Genomic DNA, 16,422 nt, shown 5'->3' on the forward strand with positions numbered 1-16,422 from the left:
GCATTATATTGCACTCAGCAGGAAGGGCAAGCCGGTGTCAGCAGCAAAAAAATCCTTTATTTCCGCCGTGGTTCCGCAAATCAGGTTGCCGGAAGCGGTGTTGATTTTCATCACCATGATCTGGGGCGGCACCTTTTTGGCGGTGCATCACGCGATGCAAGTCAGCGGGCCGTTCTTTTTCGTCGGTCTGCGTTTCGCCACCGCCACGCTGGCGTTGACGCTGTTTTCGCTGCGCGTTCTGCGCGGCCTGACCCTGTATGAACTGAAGGCGGGCGTACTGATCGGGCTGGCGATCATGTTCGGCTACAGCATGCAAACCGTCGGTCTGCAGACGATTACCAGCAGCCAATCGGCGTTCATCACCGCCATGTACGTGCCGATCGTGCCGCTATTGCAATGGCTGGTACTGGGGCGGTTCCCCGGCATCATGTCGTGGATCGGTATTCTGCTGGCCTTTACCGGCCTGATGCTGCTGGCGGCACCGAGCAGCACGGACATGACGCTGAGCCTTGGCGAAATGCTGACGCTGGCCGGCACGCTGGGCATGGCGGCAGAGATCATTCTGATCGGTGCCTTCGCCGGTAAGGTCAATATCCGCCGGGTGACCATTGTGCAGCTGGCGACCGCCTCGCTGGCCTCGTTTTTGATGATGGTGCCGACCGGCGAGTCGCCGCCGCCGTATTCGGATTACCTGTTGTACAGCGCCATTGGGCTGGGGCTGGCCAGCGCCTTGATTCAACTGACTATGAACTGGGCGCAGCGCAGCGTTTCGCCGACGCGGGCCACGGTGATTTACGCCGGCGAACCGGTCTGGGCGGGCATTGTCGGGCGGCTCGCCGGTGAACGTTTACCGGGCGTGGCGTTGTTGGGGGGCGCGTTGATCGTGATTGGGGTGGTAGTCAGCGAGCTGCGCATACGGCGCAAGGGGAAAGCAGCGGTGGCGACGGAAGCGGATTAGCGCAGAGGCGTAGAAAGAAAGGGGCGGAGAGATCCGCCCCTTTTTGCATCACGCGGTTTTCTTCTTGCGCAGGAACACGTAAGACAGGCCGAGCACGATGAACCACAGCGGGGTGACGATCAGCGCCTGGCGGGTGTCTTCGCGCAGCGACAGCAGCACCAGCACGAACACGAAGAACGCCATGCATACCCAGCACATCAGCTTGCCGGCAGGCATCTTGTAGATCGATTTCTGGTGCAGCGCCGGGCGCTGTTTGCGGTAAACCAGATACGAGCACAGGATGATGGTCCAGACGAACATGAACAGAATCGCCGATACGGTGGTCACCAGGGTGAAGACCGTCATCACGTTCGGGATCAGGTAAATCAGCACCACGCCGCCCAGCAGGCAGATGCAGGAGAAGGTGAGGCCGTTGGCCGGCACCGCGCGCTTGGACAGGTTGGCGAACGATTTCGGCGCGTCGCCTTCCTGCGCCAGCCCGAACAGCATGCGGCTGGTGGAGAACACCCCACTGTTGGCGGAGGAGGCGGCGGAGGTTAGCACCACGAAGTTGATCACGCTGGCCGCGGCCGGCAGGCCAATCAGCACGAACAGTTCAACGAACGGGCTCTTGTCCGGCACCACGGAGTTCCACGGCGTCACCGACATGATGACGATCAGGGCGAACACGTAGAACATGATGATGCGGATCGGAATCGAGTTGATGGCGCGCGGCAATGACTTCTCCGGATCCTTGGTTTCCGCGGCGGTAGTGCCCACCAGCTCAATGCCGACGAAGGCGAATACTGCGATCTGGAAGCCGGCGAAGAAACCGCTGATGCCTTTCGGGAACATGCCGCCGTCATTCCACAGATGGGTGAATGAGGCCACGGTGCCGGTCGGCGATTGGAACTGCATGGCGATCATCACCAGCCCGGCGACGATCAGCCCGACGATGGCGACGATTTTGATCATCGCAAACCAAAACTCCATTTCGCCGAACATTTTCACCGTCGCCAGATTAAGGCCGAGCAGCAACAGCACGCACAGCAGTGAAGCAATCCACTGTGACAGTCCGGGGAACCAGAACTGGGCGTAGGCTGTGATCGCCACAACGTCGGCGATGCCGGTGACCACCCAGCAGAACCAGTAGGTCCAGCCGGTGAAGAAACCCGCCCACGGGCCGAGCAGATCCGCGGCGAAATCGCTGAACGATTTGTATTCCAGGTTAGATAGCAGCAGCTCACCCATGGCGCGCATCACGAAGAACAGCATAAAGCCGATGATCATGTACACGAAGATGATCGAAGGGCCGGCCAGGCTGATGGTTTTACCGGAGCCCATAAACAGACCGGTGCCGATGGCGCCGCCGATGGCGATCAGTTGAATATGTCGGTTAGTAAGGTTTCGCCGTAGATGATCTTCTGAAGCGGGCGTCGCGTCAGTCGCTATTTTAGAGTGATCTACCATCTGATGATGTCCTGTTTTACCTGTCATTAGTGAAGTCGTGAGCTCTGAAGTGGCTCTTTTTTATACATTTATCCGGTTGGTCCGGCTTTAGTAAGGTAGTGCAATAACGCCACCTTTGTGCAACATGTTTACAACATTTATACGTGGGATAAAAGTCGATCAATCTTTACACGGAGGAGGCAAATCGGACGTTCAGGGAGCGGAAGATTACTCTTCAAAAGGTGGGATTAACAGACCTTATGCGGCTTATCTCGTTGATTAAACAAAGAGTTGTAAAAATCGCATGAGAAAAAGTAATGAGTGGAAGCGTTTGACAGCGGCACTGGCGAGGAGGACAATTTATCGCGTTGGGTCGTTAGCTCAGTCGGTAGAGCAGTTGACTCTTAATCAATTGGTCACAGGTTCGAACCCTGTACGACCCACCAACCAAATCAGCGTGTTACGCACAGACTTTTCTCTGTTTTTTCCCTCATGGCGCCGTTTTAAGCGCGCATTCTGCAAAAAAATTCGCATTTTTCGACTGATGTTCAGAAAGGTGATCTGGCGCAAACTGCGATGTTGCACCGTACTTTATACGGCAAGGGAGGCTGTGCGCTGGCGCAACGTCGGCGCAGGGATGGGGTATTTGCCCAAGAATCTTTCAGGTCAAGAAGCGGGGAATAAATGCGCGGCCGACATCAAGAGGAGTGCCCAAACGGCGGCTGAAAGCGCGGCGGTGGCATAGACGTGCCTCGCCGGCAGTTGCAGCATGCCGGCCATCAGCGGCACGGTGTAGCGCATCACCGCCAGGAAACGCGAGGCGAACAGCAGCGGTAGCCCGCGCTTTTGCAAGGAACGTTGCGCTTTGTGCAGCGGAGTGTGAAAGCGTGCCGGCAGCCGGCGGCCAAGATCGTGGCGGCACAGCAGCGCGCCGCCGTGGAACGACAAGATCGATCCCAACGTGGCGCCGAGGGCGATGGCCGCCCAAACGGCACCGAGGGGCAGCGTGTGTTTGCCTGCAAGGATGCCTACCAGCAGCGTCACCGAGGCGGGCGGCAAGGCGGAAGACACCACGATCACGGATTTTCCCAGCGCGAACAGGAAAATCAGCAGCAGCAACATCTCCGGTTCCGGGCTGTATTTAGCGATAATGTGCGTCAATTCATCCATTTAATACCTGCGGGGGAGAGGGCTGAGTGCCAGTGTCCCATCCGCAGGTTCAATAATGGCTAAATAACGCGCCGCTATCCGGCAATCTCTGCGTCTTGCTTGCTCACGTCGGCGCGCCGGTTTCTGAGCGCCCACAACAGCGTGGCGCACAGCAGTGAAAAGGCGGCCAGCACCAGCGGCCCGGCATGCGGGCTGTGAAAACGCTGTTCCGCCTCCGTGCGGATCAGCGGGGCTAAGAAGCTGAATGCGGCGCCGAGCGTGGTGCAAAAACCGATGCCGGCCGCCAGCGCCGGGCCGGTGAGCACCTGCGCGGGAAACGTCCAGAAAATCGGCTGTACCGCCAGGAAACTGACTGCGCAGCAGCTCAGGGCGACGATAGCGAGCAGAGGGCCGGCATAGGAAGAAACGACCAACCCCAGCGCTGCCGCGACCATGCACCCCACGGCGATCGGTAATCTTCTGGCGGTTTTTCTGTCGGCATAGCGCGGCAGGAAATAGACGCCCAGCGCGGAGAACGCCCAGGGAATGGCGGCCACCAGCGAGGCCTTGAAACCGAGATGGGTGCCCATCAGCGAGGCGACCTGCGACGGCAGGAAAAACATCAGGCCGTACACGCCGATTTGCAGGGTGCCGTAGATCAACGCCAGATGCCAAACGGTGCCGCTTCTCATTGCCGCTTTGACGCTGCTGGTTTCGGTCTGCTGCTGTTCGTCAGCCAACTGTGTGACCAATGCCGTGCGTTCTTCCTCGGTCAAAAAGCGAGCCTGCCGAGGGTTATCGTCGAGATAGAAAAAGGCGAAGACGCCGAGGGCGACGGCCGGCAGCCCTTCCAGCACGAACATCCAGAACCAGCCGGGTTTACCCAACACGCCGTGCATCTCCAGCAATGCCCCCGACAGCGGTGAGCCGAGCGTCAGGGCCGCCGGCACGCCGAGCACGAAAATGCCAATGACCGAGGCGCGCACCTTATTGGGAAAATAGATCGACGCCAGCAACAGGATGCCAGGGTAAAAGCCGGCTTCGGCGATCCCCAGCAGAAACCGCAGGATGATAAATTGCTGTTCGTTGGTCACCAGCCCGGTACAGGCCGACAGCGCCCCCCACAGTGCGGTGGTGGCGCTAAGCCAGCGTTTGGCGCCCCAGCGGTTCATCAGCAGATTGGCCGGGATGCCGAACAGCGCATAGGCGGCAAAAAATATCCCGGCGCCCAATGCGAAGGCGGATTGCGACAGCGCGATGTCGATAGCCATCGCGTCCTTGGCAAAGCCGACGTTAACCCTGTCGATAAACGCGATGAAGTACATGGCGAACATTAAGGGCACCAGTCTGCGCCAGGTTTTGCGGATGGCGGCGTTGAGCGCTGGAGCGGCATAGGTGGCGTGATTCACTGGCGATAACCTCTCTTCTGAGAATGACAAGCGTCGCTCATAAGGACCGTCCTGGCGCCGTTGCCCTCAACACGACGGTCACAGCGGATTTTCTTCGTGAGATATAAAGGTCTAAAGGACTAATGGTCAGGCCTTTAAGGGCGAAAAAAATGCCGCGTATCGGGTCGGCAGGTTGATGCTGACATCACCATAGTGAATGGTGTGTTGCTTTTTTGTTAATCAAACGTTCACACAGGGCTATGGCGCGTTCAAGCGTTTTGATCGAGATCTGTGTGCGTTATCACCGAATTGGCAACCCGGTGATAGACCTGGTGTAGGGCGCTTTCATCTCGGGAGTGAGGACGATAAGGTGAAGCACGGCAAAACAGAATGCAGGAGCGCAACATGCTGAAGGTCATCGCTGAAGATTTTATCCATCCGGAACACATTGACACCGTTATGCCATGGTATCGCGAGCTGGTGGCGAAAACCCGTCAAGAGCCGCTGTGCATCAGTTATGAACTGTGCATCGACCAGCAGGATCCCGGGCACTTTATTTTTATCGAAAGCTGGCCGGACCGCGCCGCCCTGGACGTGCATTGTCAGACCGAGCATTTCACCCGGCTGGTGCCGCAGATCAATCAGTATCAGCGCAAGCCTTGCACCTTCTTGTTTATGCAGGTGTTTCCTGAAACAGGCGATAAATAGGCGAAAAAATCCCCGCAGGGGGCGGGGTTAATGGCTTCTCAACACTATCTTGTTGTGATTAAAAAATAGGCTGATAATGATTTTCATTCTCTAAGAATGCTCTTAAATTAATCAATCAGGTGAATGATTCGCCGTCTGCTTTTCGCTGGCGGCTTTAATGGCGCGCAGCATGCGGCGTCTTATCAACCCACTCACCAGGCGAATCGCATACCAGTAGGGGGTAAACCGCCGCCGGCTGGCGCTGTCGGGGCAGAAGATGCGCGTTTCCGTTACCAGGCGGCAGCGCCCGCCCTCCAGCGGGCTCGCGGCATACCCCAGCGCCAGTTTGGCAACGCCGGGCTGAGCGAAGGCGAGAAAGCCCGCCCCGTCAGCGACCTGCTCCAGACCGTATTCAGCCTGCCAAAAGCGGCCGATCAGGCCATAGACCAACGCGCTGTCATCTTGCTCAAGCAGGCAAAAGTTATGCAGGCCAAACGGCGGCGGGCTGGGCTTATCGCGTGGCATCAGCCGCGCGGGCAATTCGCGCAGCGCTATCATGCTGCGGAAGAAACGATCGTGCTTGGGATCGTAGGCGGCCACGGCCGCCAGGATCCGCGCCTGCGGCGCGGCGATGGCGATCGCATGCCGTTCCGAGAACTGGTATTGCCCAAGGTATTTATTCAGCAGCGTCATGCCTTGCATTCTCCCGCCATTCGCTTTGCAGCAGGGCAAAGCCGAATTCGTCGCCCCATGCGCCTTTGAAAAACACGTTTTGCCGCCAATAGGCCTCGCGGCGAAAACCCAACTTGCCGAACAGCGTGGCGGCGCCAAGATTACGCGTGTCCACCACCGCAGTAATACGGTGCTTCGCCAGCGCCCCGAACAGCAGAGCGATGACGGCGCTCAGCGCCTCGCGCGCCAGCCCTTGCCGCTGGTGGCTGGGCGCGAAGGTCACGCCCAGTTCAGCCTGGCGCCCCTCATCGAAGAAATGCACCGCGACATCGCCGAGCAACACGCCGTCCTCACGGCGCTCGACCGCCAGCTGGAACCAGCTGTCGTCACGGTTGAACGCGAGCTGCCGTTGCCGTTCGAAAAAGGCCTGCGCATCGGTGGCGCTGTAGTCGCTCCAGCTTTGATAGCGCGCCACGTCAGGGTGACTGCGGTAGGCGGTAAAGTGGGGCAGATCGTCGGCCGTGAACGGGCGCAGGATCAGTCTGGGGGTCTGCAGAGGCAAAAGGCGCATTATTTTTCCTTATCAGCGCATTAGGACTACCGGCAGTGTAACCCAGCGCCGAGAAGCGGGCTGTGTAAAATGAGCGGTGGAGGACAAACGGGAAATGCCGGTTCAGACGAACCGGCAGGGGCATTATCGGCGGGCGGCGGCCTGACGCAGGCGCTCGACCGGGCCTTGTTGAAAATCGAATGAGGGGGCTTCTTGCCGTGCCAGCCCCTGGCGCACGATGGCCTTCACCGCTTGGCTGGCAGCAAGATCTTTTCCGGCGATCTGTTCGGCGATGCGCAGCGCTTCTTCCCGGGCCGTCCCCTCGCTGATACGGGAAATGGCGCCGTGTGACAGCGCCTCCTGTGCGCCGACGGTTCTGCCGGTCAGCAGCCAGTCGAGCGCGACATAGGGGGAGATACGCGTCGGCAAGCGCGCGCACCCACCTTGTGCGGCGACTAACCCGAGCCCGGTTTCGGGGAAGCTGAAGCGTGCGTTCTGGCCGGCGACGATCAGATCGCACGCCAGCGCCAGCTCAAATCCGCCTCCGTACGCGATGCCGTCAACGGCGGCGATGATCACCTTGGCAATCTGTGCATGGATCAGCCCGCCAAACCCCTCCGGCGTGACGATGGGCAGTTCACCCTGATGAAAGGCGTTGATATCCATGCCGGCGGAAAATACCGCCGGTTGGCCGGCCAGCACGATCGCTCGCACCGAGTCATCGTTATCCGCCTGCCGCAGGTAGGTGCGGATCAACTCGGCCATCTGCAGGTTGATGGCGTTCTTTTTTTCCTGCCGATTAAGGGTGATGACCGCAACCTGCGCGCCATGGCGCTCATAAAGCACCGGAAGAACTTCACTCATCGCTGGCTTCTCCCCGGAAAAACAACAGCGTCAGCAGCAGGGCGATGGCGCCGAGCGGCAGCGAAAACAGCGGCAGGTAATAGGCCGGCAGCGCGTAGAGCGTCAGGCCGCCCAGCATCCCGCCCGCCGCGATGCCGGCGTACAACACCGAGCTGTTGAGCGACACGGTCAGCGCGCCAAAGCGTTTCGATAGCGACAACAGGTGATGCTGGATCGGTACTAGGTACATCCAGCCGGTAATGCCCCAGACGAGGAAGATGGCCAGTACCCACCAGGGCGAGGTGACATAAAAGGCCAGCAAAAACAGAGACAGCGTCTGGATCGCCACGGAAAACAGCAGCACGAACTTGCTGCCGAGGGCATCGGTTAACGCGCCGGAGGCAAAATTGCCGATCACCGCGCCAATGCCGAACACCAGCAGCGCGAGGGGCAGGATCGCCTCAGGGCCGAACTGGGTGTTTTTCAGCAACACGCTGACGTAGCTGTAGACGATGTGTTCCGAGCAAACGGCAAAAAAGGTGATCAGCAGCGTAGTCAGCACCGCCTTTTGCCGCAGCGGGGCGAGTCGCTCTTTCAGCGAATGCTTGCCCGATGGCGCAATGGCGCGCAGCGCCAACGACAGGCCCAGCAGCGCAATCGCCCCCAGCAGGGCGATGAACAGAAAGATTTCACGCCAGCCGATCAGTTTGGCGAGAAAGGTGCCGAACGGAATGCCGAGCGCAATAGCCAACGTCATGCCGCCATAGACGATGGAAATAGCCAGGCCGCGGCGTTTTTCCGCCACCAGCCCCACCGCGGCGGCGGCGGCCTGCGGCGTGTAACAGGCCGCCCCCAATGCCGCCAGCACTCTGCCGAACGCGATCTGCAGATAGCTGGTGGCCCAGGCGCAGGCCAGGTTGCCGGCGATGAACAGCACCAGCGCCAACTGCAGGATATGCTTGCGGTTGACGTTGCCCAGCAGCCAGGCGGTGAGGGGGGCGAACAGCATATAGGCCAGCGCGAATACCGATATCAACTGCCCCGCTTGCGCGGGGCTGACGGCAAAGGTGTCGGAAATATCGCTGAGTACGCCGGCGACGATAAAAGCGTCGGTGCCGATGGCGAAGGTACCGGTCGCCATCAGGCAGAGCGTGATCAGATGGCCATTATAATCCGCTAACTTCATCCTGCCCTCCGCAGATCGTTCGCTGCCCAGACCCGGCCTAGTGCCGCCAGGAAGGTCTCCACGTCGGCATGGGAATGTGCCGAGGTCGGCGTTACCCGTAGTCGCTCGCTGCCTGCGGGCACCGTCGGGGCATTGACCGGTTGCACGTAAATATCATGCTCATCGAGCAGCACTTTACTGATGTGTTTGTTGCGGTGCGGATCGCCGACCAGCAGCGGCAGGATATGGCTGTCTGCCGACACCAGCGGGATGCCGGCGGCGCGCAGGCCGGTTTTCAGGTGATCGACGATCGCCAGCAGGTGCTTGCGCTGGGTGTCATGCTCGAGGTTGTATTTAAAACTGGCCAACGCGGCGGCTACCACCGGCGCCGGTGACGAGGTGCTGAAGACGAATGCCGGGGCCCAACTGCGCACCGCTTCCACCACCGAGCGGGGCGCGGCGATATAGCCACCCGCCGCACCGTAAGACTTGCCGAATCCGCCCTGAATAATGGTGATTTTATCTAACAGGCCCAGCTGTTCGGCATAGCCCAATCCCCGTTCGCCATACACGCCGGCCGAATGAATTTCGTCGAGATAGGTCAGCGCCTGATACTGCTCCGCCAGCGCCACGATCTGCGCCAGGGGGGCAAAGTCACCGTCCATGGAATACAGCGACTCGAAGGCAATCAGCTTTGGCCGCGCCGGATCGGCGGCCTGCAGCAGCTCGGCGAGGTGTGCTACATCATTGTGGCGGAAGATTTTTTTCTCCGCTTTGCTGTAGCGAATTCCGTAAATCATCGAGGCGTGATTCAGTTCGTCGGAGAACACGATCAGATCGGGAATGGCGTCGCACAGGGTGGATAAGGTGGCGTCGTTGGCGCCGAAACCGGTGGTGAACAGCAGCGCCGACTCTTTGCCGTAGGCGCTGGCCAGCAGCGTTTCCAGCTCGCTGTGGTAGACCGAGGTGCCGGAAATGCTGCGGGCGCCGCAGGTGCCCAGCCCGACCCGGTTAACCGCGTCGGTGGTGGCCAGCAGCACTTTGGGGTGGTGGCTCATCGCCAGATAGTCGTTCGAGCACCAGACGTTGAGACGGCGCTCGCCGTGGTGCCCGTGGCTGGTGGCCCAGGGTTTGTCCTGCACGCCGCGTTCAAGGTTGAGAAACTCGCGAAAACGCCCCTGTTTTTTGGTTTCCGCCAGCTTTTCTTCAAGAATGTTCAGTACGCTCATCGTATGTTCCTTGTGTTAAACGGCTTTAAGGTTTAATGACAGGCCCTGACCGACGCCGACGCACATCGTCACCAATGCGTTGCTTGCCTGTCGGTCGCGTAATTCCAGCGCCGCCGACAGCACCAGGCGCGCACCGGACATCCCCAGCGGATGACCGAGCGCGATGGCGCCGCCGTTCGGGTTGACCCGCGCGTCGTTGGCGTCGATGCGCCAGTGTTTCAGCGCCGCCAGAACCTGTGAGGCGAACGCTTCGTTAATCTCGATGATGTCGAAGTCGTTCAAGGTGAACCCGCCGCGCTGCAGTAAGCGCTCGGTGGAGGCGATCGGCCCCAGCCCCATCAGCGCCGGTTCAACGCCGGCTGCCGCGCTGTCGCCGATCTCCGCCAGCGGTTGCCAACCCTGGCGTTTCACGTAGCGACCGGAAGCCAATAGCAGCGCGGCGGCACCGTCGTTGATGCCGGAAGCGTTGCCCGCCGTGACCGAACCGCCGGCGGAGAACGCCGGTTTCAGCGCCTGCAGCTGTTGCAACGTGCTGAGCCGAGGAAATTCATCCTGCGCGAATGTGCGGGTGGTTTTACGATCCGCCGGCACGTCCACGGGCGTGATTTCCCGCGCCAGCCGGCCGCTGTCGATCGCCCGGCGGGCTTTTTGCTGCGAGCCCAGCGCGAACAGATCCTGTTCCTCGCGTGAGATATGTTGCCGTTGGGCCACGTTTTCCGCCGTGATGCCCAGCGGGTCGCTGCCGTAGCGCTCCGCCAGCCGCGGATTGACGAAGCGCCATCCCAACGTGGTGTCATACAGCTTCACGCCTTTGTCGAACGGCGTTTCGCCCTTGCTCAGCACATAGGGTGCGCGGCTCATGCTTTCCACACCGCCGGCCAAAACCAGTTCGCTAAGACCGCTGCGGATTTTCGCCGCGGCGTAGATCACCGCATCCAACCCGGATGCGCAAAGGCGGTTGAGGGTGATGGCCGGCACCGACGGGTCCAACCCGGAAAGCAGCGTTGCCATGCGGGCGACGTTGCGGTTGTCTTCGCCGGACTGATTGGCGCAGCCCAGAACCACTTCGTCCAGATTCGCTTCCGCCGCCGGATGGCGCTGCAGCAGGCCGCGAATGATCGTCGCCGCCATGTCGTCGGGGCGGGTATGCGCCAGGCTGCCGCCATAGGCGCCGATCGCCGTGCGCGTGCCGTCGATCAGATAAACGCCGTCATCGTTAATGTTCATCATGGCTCCTCAAGGCGTGGTCGTCAGCGCCGGTTGCGCGGCGTGCAGAAGGGTGTAATGCGGCGCATAGCGCGCTGCGTGCAGCAGCTGCGCCAGATTGCTCAGCGTCGTCCTGACGTTTTTCTCCCCCAGTTTACCGAGCCAGTCGAAAATGCCGCCGGCGTAGTTAACGCCCGCGACGGCGGCGACATCAATGTCTTCCCGGCTGCAAACGCCGCTTTCCACCATGATCACCGACTCATTGATCAGGCTGCTGAGGACGCGAGCGACGATCAGCGCCGGGGAATCTTTGATAAATTCAACCTGCGGGATCGCAGTGTGCAGCAGGCGTAAAAACAGCGCCTTATTGGCCGCAGAGGCATAGCGATTGTGCGCCGCAACCAGATACGCTGTGTCGGCGTAGTTCAGGGCGATGTCGACCACAAAAGCGTCAGCCGTCGTCTGCTCGGCTAACTGGCTCGCCGTGCGGCCATCGGTGATGCTGACGGTGAATGCGTCATTGATCTGGACGGCCGGCCCCAGGCTCGGTAAGGCCGGCCGTTGTTCCACGCGCAGCTGTGGCCACTGACGTGCGGCTCGCTGTTGCAACAGGGTAAAAAAAGGGTGTTCGCCGTAAACGCGCAGCGTCTCGACGTCTGCATCGATGGCGGCCGTCACTGGCGGGGCGGTTTCTTCGGCGGCAAAATAGGAGCGGCCGTTCTTTTTCCCCAACAGACCGGCATCGACCAGCGAACGCTGCAGATGGCTGGGGGTATAGCGCGGGTCGTATTGCATGTCCTGCCAGATTTGCCGGCTGACCTGATAGTTGATGTCCTGGCCGATAAAATCGGTCAGCTCGAGCGGCCCCATGCGGAAGTGTCCGCCGGCCTTGAGGGCACGGTCGATCTGCGGCGCGCGCGCCACGTGTTCTTCCAACAGGCGGAACCCTTCCAGGTAGTAGGGGCGGGCCATGCGGTTAACGATAAACCCCGGCGTGGCCTGGCAGACGACATCGCGTTTCCCCAACGCGGCCACCAGTTGACGGCAACGTTCCGTGGTGGCGTGTGCGGTAAAGTAGGCCGGGATGATTTCAATCAGTTTCATCAGCGGCGCAGGGTTGAAAAAGTGCAAACCGATAAACCGCTCGCTGTGCGTCACCGCGGTTGCCAGCTTGTTAAGCGACAGTGAGGAGGTATTGGTGGCGATCAGCGTATCGGGCTTGACCACTGCGGCGATGGCCGCCAACACCTCAAGTTTGGTTTGTTCATGCTCAGCGATGGTTTCTATCACCAACTCGCTGTCGGCGATAGCCTCAAGCGCCGTCGAGAACACCAGATTGGCCAGCACTGAGCTTTTATCCTGCAGCGCGATCTTGCCCTGTTCGACTTTCTTGTTCAGGTCTTGCGCGATATATTCGCGAGCCTGATTGAGGGTATTGCCGTTGCGATTATAAAGCACCGTACGAATGCCTTTTTGCGCGAAAAGATAAGCGATACCTCTGCCCATCGTTCCCGCGCCGATAATCGCAGCCGATTGAATTGCCGCATTACTTTCTGCCATAGAAAATCCCCGTCACTGTATGCCATGCGAAATTCGCAAATGCTTATTATCTCTTTGGATTTACGGCGGCACCGGGTGCCTGTTTGGAAAGTAATTGGCGGTGTCCTGGCTGTCTAACGGTAGAAATGACAGGTTTACGTCCTGAAGGGATTATGCTATTCGCGTAGTTTTCCTGTTCGGCGCAATAAAAAGGCTTATTTTAAGGGGAATAGCTGTTTTCGTTATAGCGTTGGTATTTTTTATTATATGAAACGGCTACTGGCGCCGGGCGGCGATATTCTATAGTGAGTCTGACCTATCGATAATCGGCATCGCTATCTGGAGAACCTGCGTTATGGATACCCGCACTCAACGGCTCATGGCGGAGGTGATTGGCAGCCTGGCCGATCGCGAATGCTTTCTGACGCAACTGGGGCCCTGCGCCGAGGCGTTGGGGTTTGATTATTTCTCCTACATCGTGTTTTCCTGTTATCCGGCCAGCCGCCCCAAGATGCTGATCGAAGGTAATTTTTCAGCAGAGTATCTCGAAGATTATCGGCGGCAGCGGGTGTATTTGCAGGATCCGGTCATTGAGCGCGCTCACCATTCCACGCTGCAGTTCCAGTGGGACGAACGTTTTTATCACGATCGGCCGACGCTTTGGCGACGTATGGCGCAGTTTGGCCTGTGCGCCGGTTGGTCGCAGTCGGTCAAGGATTGCTATGGCAGGCTGGGGATCCTGACGTTTGCCGGCACAGCGCTACCGGAGCAAACGCCACAAGCGCGTGCGGCAAATGAAACCTTTTTCCTTTGGCTGGCGCAAACCGCCCATAAAACGCTGCGTGAAGCCTTGATATCGGTGAACGACGACGCGATAAAAGACGTGCTGACGCTGCGCGAAAAAGACATTTTACGCTGGTGCAGCGAAGGGAAAACGGCGGAAGAGATCGCGCTGTTGATGGGGGTGAGCGAGCGCACGATCAATTTCCACATAGGCAACTCGATTAAAAAACTTTCTGTCGCCAATAAGACCGCCGCCACCGCCAAAGCGGTTTATTTACAGCTGATTTAATCTCGAGAAATAAATAATTAATCGCCTATCCGTTATCGGTGTGATGTTTATATTTTGTTAAATTAAAAGCTATCCTTATCAGTATTTACCCCCCGATCACAAAAGCGTGATAAAGCGATTCACCGCGCCCGTGCGCGGCAGTATTCTGTTGGCACCCGGTTTACATAGAAAGGATGTGATATGTACAAGACTATTTTAGTGCCGATCGATATTGAAGAGGATCTGTTGACCGAGCATGCGCTGAAGCATGTGGAATATTTGGCGAAGATGTCCGGCGCTAAAGTGCATTTCTTCCATGCGCTGCCGGATGCCTCGGCTTTTGTTACTGCCTATTCGTTCGGTCTCAAGGAATTTGAGAATCAGGCGGAGGTGAAGGCGGTGGACAAACTGAAGAAAATCATGTCGGAAATCGATCTGCCGTTGGATCGCCTTAATTACACCGTCAGCTTCGGTTCTGCGCGCGATCAGGTGTTGGAACTGGCGGAAGAGATCGACGCCGACCTGATCATTATCGGTTCACGGCGCCCGAGCGTGAAAACCTATCTGCTAGGATCTAACGCCGCCGCCATCGTTCGCCATGCCAATATTTCGGTGATGGTGGTCAGATAATCCCTCTTAAGCCCACCGTTTTCGGGCGCGCTCTGCGGTTGCCGGTCTGCGGCAGAGCGTGCCTTGCGTTTTATTGCCATCTCAGTGTGAGCTGCTACGATTTTAGCTGACGTTTTTATGCCACCCGGGCCACCGGCCTTGCGCATATTCTTCATCTCAGCCAGAAGAGGGGCAGCTATGCCATTAGAAGTCGATGGGATCATTAGAGGCGATCGGGGCAGTGAACCGAGCCGTTGGCAACATGCGTCAACCAAACCGCTTATCACGCTGACCTGGCATCACACCATTCCTTGGAACTGTTTGCGTAATGTCTGGAATGGTCTGGTGGCGGGGCAGCATTGGAACGCGCTGGACGAGTTTATGAACCTGATCGGTGTGCCAAACCGTGCCGAGGTGATCACACAGATCAAGAATAAAAACCTGCAGGATCGCGATGGATTACACACTCTGGTGACCTGGCAAGGATGGAACATCGTCGAGGGGCCTGGTAATGAGTATCGTGCGCAGGGGGACGATCCCGGTGAAAACTTCGACGGTTGGTCGGGTAAGGGGATGAGCACTAATCAGCAAGCGACGCTGCAGCAGGTCAACGTGTTGTATCAGGTGATGGCGCCGCTGGGAAGTCGTGCGCTGGACGCCGCCAGACAGGCGCCGAACATTTCTGCGGAAGAAGCGAGCGTCTTGCAACGGACGATTAAACAGACCCGTCCAACGTTGCGAGGAAAGGAACCGATCCGGTGGCAAGAAGACATGTGGCATCAGGTGCAGCCGGGTAAAGAGGCGAAACACTTCGCCCGTTGGGACACCAAACCGGTGTGGCGCAAGCGCCTGCACAGCGATCTGGCTCAGGCTGGATAAGCCTTTCCCCGCGCCGGGTTGCCGGCGCGGGGCATCAATCCGGCGCTAATCGCACAGCGCCATTATTTCGTCGTACAATGTCCTGGGAATTTCCACGCCGTATTGCTCGCTCTGCCGCCGCTGTCGATAACGCCGCTCGCCGGGGATGCGTGCGCCTTGCGCCTGCATATCGGCAAACATCGCTTCTGCTCCGGCGAAATATTTCGCCTTATCCGCACCGAGAAAACGCTCGGGATCCAACGCGATGATCAACTCACCGCCGTAAGGCGACGAACCGGTGCCGTTGTCATAGGCCAGCGATTCCTTGCTGGTCATATCGCCGATCAGCGGCCCTGCCAGCAATTCAACCATCGCCGCCAGCGCCGAGCCCTTATGCCCACCGAAGGTCAGCATCGCGCCATCCAACACGCTGGCGGCATCGGTGGACGGATTGCCTGCCTTATCAATGCCCCAGCCTTCAGGCAGCGGGGTGCCAGCGCGGTGGTGCAGTTCGATTTCGCCGCGCGCCGCCGCGCTGGTGGCCATATCGAATAAAAACGGCGGCCGATCCGGGCGTGGCCAGCCGAAGGCGATGGGGTTGGTGCCAAACAGCGGACGCGAACCGCCGGCCGGCGTCACCCACGCGTGGCTGGGTGTGCAGGCTAAGGCCACCAACCCCTGTTCGGTCAGCGGTTCTATGTCGGCCCACAGCGCGGAGAAATGCACGCAGCGGTTGATCGCCAGCGCGGCGATGCCATTGGCGCGCACCTTACCGATAAGGGCCGGCAGAGCGGTGCGGTAGGCCAGCAGGGAAAACGCGCCGCCGGCGTCGGCACGCAAGATGGCCGGCGCCTGGTCGAACAACTTGGGTACCGCATCGGCAGAGACCTTGCCTACCCGCAGCGATCGCACGCAGCCCAACAGCCGGTATAAGCCGTGAGAAGCGCAGCCGTCGCGTTCGCCCTGGGTGACATTTTGCGCCACCGCTTCGGCATGTGCCTGATTGAAACCGTTGCTGCGCAGCGTACGCAGCGCCAGTTGATAAGCCTGTTCCAACGACAGAACGTGCATGGATGTCATCTCGATGTCC

Annotated in this window: 16 protein-coding genes and 1 tRNA gene; 6 read left to right on the top strand and 11 right to left on the bottom strand. The window is 59.1% G+C overall.

Annotated elements, in window-relative coordinates; genetic code table 11:
* The first annotated feature begins 34 nt into the window (after positions 1 to 34).
* Positions 35 to 958: a DMT family transporter gene (locus ACSJLU_RS08885; RefSeq protein ID WP_049204275.1), complete on the top strand. Its 924-nt coding sequence runs from the start codon at positions 35 to 37 to the stop codon at positions 956 to 958.
* Between the two features lie 48 nt (positions 959 to 1,006).
* Here the strand turns inward: ACSJLU_RS08885 and cycA are convergent, their stop codons facing one another.
* Positions 1,007 to 2,407 carry a D-serine/D-alanine/glycine transporter gene (gene cycA / locus ACSJLU_RS08890; protein ID WP_043141829.1) on the bottom strand — a complete coding sequence of 467 codons (1,401 nt, stop codon included), beginning with the start codon at positions 2,405 to 2,407 and terminating at the stop codon, positions 1,007 to 1,009.
* A 349-nt stretch (positions 2,408 to 2,756) separates the two neighbouring features.
* Between cycA and ACSJLU_RS08895 the strand changes: the two genes are divergently transcribed.
* A tRNA-Lys gene (locus tag ACSJLU_RS08895) sits at positions 2,757 to 2,832 on the top strand.
* A gap of 220 nt (positions 2,833 to 3,052) precedes the next feature.
* Here the strand turns inward: ACSJLU_RS08895 and ACSJLU_RS08900 are convergent.
* Positions 3,053 to 3,556 carry a DedA family protein gene (locus ACSJLU_RS08900; RefSeq protein WP_025302336.1) on the bottom strand — a complete coding sequence of 168 codons (504 nt, stop codon included), beginning with the start codon at positions 3,554 to 3,556 and terminating at the stop codon, positions 3,053 to 3,055.
* 74 nt (positions 3,557 to 3,630) lie between these two features.
* Positions 3,631 to 4,944 (bottom strand): MFS transporter, encoded by a 1,314-nt coding sequence (locus tag ACSJLU_RS08905; RefSeq protein WP_049204277.1) that lies wholly within the window; start codon positions 4,942 to 4,944, stop codon positions 3,631 to 3,633.
* A 384-nt stretch (positions 4,945 to 5,328) separates the two neighbouring features.
* Here ACSJLU_RS08905 and ACSJLU_RS08910 point away from each other — a divergent pair, with 384 nt between their 5' ends.
* Positions 5,329 to 5,631 (top strand): putative quinol monooxygenase, encoded by a 303-nt coding sequence (locus ACSJLU_RS08910; protein ID WP_049204287.1) that lies wholly within the window; start codon positions 5,329 to 5,331, stop codon positions 5,629 to 5,631.
* 111 nt (positions 5,632 to 5,742) lie between these two features.
* Here ACSJLU_RS08910 and ACSJLU_RS08915 read toward each other — a convergent pair whose 3' ends face one another.
* The 7 genes from ACSJLU_RS08915 to ACSJLU_RS08945 form a co-directional block, all read right to left on the bottom strand.
* Positions 5,743 to 6,303 carry a hypothetical protein gene (locus ACSJLU_RS08915; protein WP_049204288.1) on the bottom strand — a complete coding sequence of 187 codons (561 nt, stop codon included), beginning with the start codon at positions 6,301 to 6,303 and terminating at the stop codon, positions 5,743 to 5,745.
* Positions 6,287 to 6,853, bottom strand: a complete 567-nt coding sequence (locus ACSJLU_RS08920) for a GNAT family N-acetyltransferase (RefSeq protein WP_342096601.1) — start codon at positions 6,851 to 6,853, stop codon at positions 6,287 to 6,289. The genes ACSJLU_RS08915 and ACSJLU_RS08920 overlap by 17 nt, the downstream gene beginning before the upstream one ends.
* Before the next feature lie 123 nt (positions 6,854 to 6,976).
* The gene (locus ACSJLU_RS08925) at positions 6,977 to 7,696 is read right to left on the bottom strand and encodes an enoyl-CoA hydratase-related protein (RefSeq protein WP_025302341.1); all 720 of its coding nucleotides are present in this window, start codon (positions 7,694 to 7,696) and stop codon (positions 6,977 to 6,979) included.
* Positions 7,689 to 8,861, bottom strand: a complete 1,173-nt coding sequence (locus ACSJLU_RS08930) for an MFS transporter (RefSeq protein ID WP_043141814.1) — start codon at positions 8,859 to 8,861, stop codon at positions 7,689 to 7,691. Before ACSJLU_RS08930 ends, ACSJLU_RS08925 begins: the two co-directional genes overlap by 8 nt.
* On the bottom strand, positions 8,858 to 10,069 hold the full coding sequence (hemA, locus tag ACSJLU_RS08935; RefSeq protein ID WP_015377390.1) for a 5-aminolevulinate synthase: 1,212 nt from the start codon (positions 10,067 to 10,069) through the stop codon (positions 8,858 to 8,860). Before hemA ends, ACSJLU_RS08930 begins: the two co-directional genes overlap by 4 nt.
* 15 nt (positions 10,070 to 10,084) lie before the next feature.
* Positions 10,085 to 11,296 carry an acetyl-CoA C-acyltransferase gene (locus tag ACSJLU_RS08940; RefSeq protein WP_025302344.1) on the bottom strand — a complete coding sequence of 404 codons (1,212 nt, stop codon included), beginning with the start codon at positions 11,294 to 11,296 and terminating at the stop codon, positions 10,085 to 10,087.
* Between the two features lie 9 nt (positions 11,297 to 11,305).
* Positions 11,306 to 12,835 (bottom strand): 3-hydroxyacyl-CoA dehydrogenase NAD-binding domain-containing protein, encoded by a 1,530-nt coding sequence (locus ACSJLU_RS08945; RefSeq protein WP_342096600.1) that lies wholly within the window; start codon positions 12,833 to 12,835, stop codon positions 11,306 to 11,308.
* 334 nt (positions 12,836 to 13,169) lie between these two features.
* Between ACSJLU_RS08945 and ACSJLU_RS08950 the strand changes: the two genes are divergently transcribed.
* The 3 genes from ACSJLU_RS08950 to ACSJLU_RS08960 all read left to right on the top strand — a co-directional run bounded on the left by ACSJLU_RS08950 (position 13,170) and on the right by ACSJLU_RS08960 (position 15,353).
* Positions 13,170 to 13,886: a LuxR family transcriptional regulator gene (locus ACSJLU_RS08950; RefSeq protein ID WP_025302346.1), complete on the top strand. Its 717-nt coding sequence runs from the start codon at positions 13,170 to 13,172 to the stop codon at positions 13,884 to 13,886.
* Positions 13,887 to 14,066: 180 nt separating this feature from the next.
* Positions 14,067 to 14,495, top strand: a complete 429-nt coding sequence (locus ACSJLU_RS08955) for a universal stress protein (protein ID WP_025302347.1) — start codon at positions 14,067 to 14,069, stop codon at positions 14,493 to 14,495.
* Positions 14,496 to 14,672: 177 nt separating this feature from the next.
* Positions 14,673 to 15,353: a hypothetical protein gene (locus ACSJLU_RS08960; protein ID WP_025302348.1), complete on the top strand. Its 681-nt coding sequence runs from the start codon at positions 14,673 to 14,675 to the stop codon at positions 15,351 to 15,353.
* A gap of 45 nt (positions 15,354 to 15,398) precedes the next feature.
* Here the strand turns inward: ACSJLU_RS08960 and ACSJLU_RS08965 are convergent, their stop codons facing one another.
* The gene (locus ACSJLU_RS08965) at positions 15,399 to 16,412 is read right to left on the bottom strand and encodes an Ldh family oxidoreductase (RefSeq protein WP_380825488.1); all 1,014 of its coding nucleotides are present in this window, start codon (positions 16,410 to 16,412) and stop codon (positions 15,399 to 15,401) included.
* Positions 16,413 to 16,422: the final 10 nt, after the last annotated feature.

The organism is Serratia bockelmannii, assembly GCF_051803255.1.
GTDB lineage: Bacteria > Pseudomonadota > Gammaproteobacteria > Enterobacterales > Enterobacteriaceae > Serratia > Serratia bockelmannii.

Coding starts and splice junctions, on each gene's coding strand:
- ACSJLU_RS08920 (WP_342096601.1), bottom strand. CDS start 6,853: ATGCGCCTTTTGCCTCTGCAGACCCCCAGACTGATCCTGCGCCCGTTC.
- ACSJLU_RS08940 (WP_025302344.1), bottom strand. CDS start 11,296: ATGAACATTAACGATGACGGCGTTTATCTGATCGACGGCACGCGCACG.
- ACSJLU_RS08945 (WP_342096600.1), bottom strand. CDS start 12,835: ATGGCAGAAAGTAATGCGGCAATTCAATCGGCTGCGATTATCGGCGCG.
- ACSJLU_RS08910 (WP_049204287.1), top strand. CDS start 5,329: ATGCTGAAGGTCATCGCTGAAGATTTTATCCATCCGGAACACATTGAC.
- ACSJLU_RS08960 (WP_025302348.1), top strand. CDS start 14,673: ATGCCATTAGAAGTCGATGGGATCATTAGAGGCGATCGGGGCAGTGAA.
- ACSJLU_RS08900 (WP_025302336.1), bottom strand. CDS start 3,556: ATGGATGAATTGACGCACATTATCGCTAAATACAGCCCGGAACCGGAG.
- ACSJLU_RS08965 (WP_380825488.1), bottom strand. CDS start 16,412: ATGACATCCATGCACGTTCTGTCGTTGGAACAGGCTTATCAACTGGCG.
- ACSJLU_RS08930 (WP_043141814.1), bottom strand. CDS start 8,861: ATGAAGTTAGCGGATTATAATGGCCATCTGATCACGCTCTGCCTGATG.
- cycA (WP_043141829.1), bottom strand. CDS start 2,407: ATGGTAGATCACTCTAAAATAGCGACTGACGCGACGCCCGCTTCAGAA.
- ACSJLU_RS08950 (WP_025302346.1), top strand. CDS start 13,170: ATGGATACCCGCACTCAACGGCTCATGGCGGAGGTGATTGGCAGCCTG.
- ACSJLU_RS08955 (WP_025302347.1), top strand. CDS start 14,067: ATGTACAAGACTATTTTAGTGCCGATCGATATTGAAGAGGATCTGTTG.
- hemA (WP_015377390.1), bottom strand. CDS start 10,069: ATGAGCGTACTGAACATTCTTGAAGAAAAGCTGGCGGAAACCAAAAAA.
- ACSJLU_RS08925 (WP_025302341.1), bottom strand. CDS start 7,696: ATGAGTGAAGTTCTTCCGGTGCTTTATGAGCGCCATGGCGCGCAGGTT.
- ACSJLU_RS08915 (WP_049204288.1), bottom strand. CDS start 6,303: ATGACGCTGCTGAATAAATACCTTGGGCAATACCAGTTCTCGGAACGG.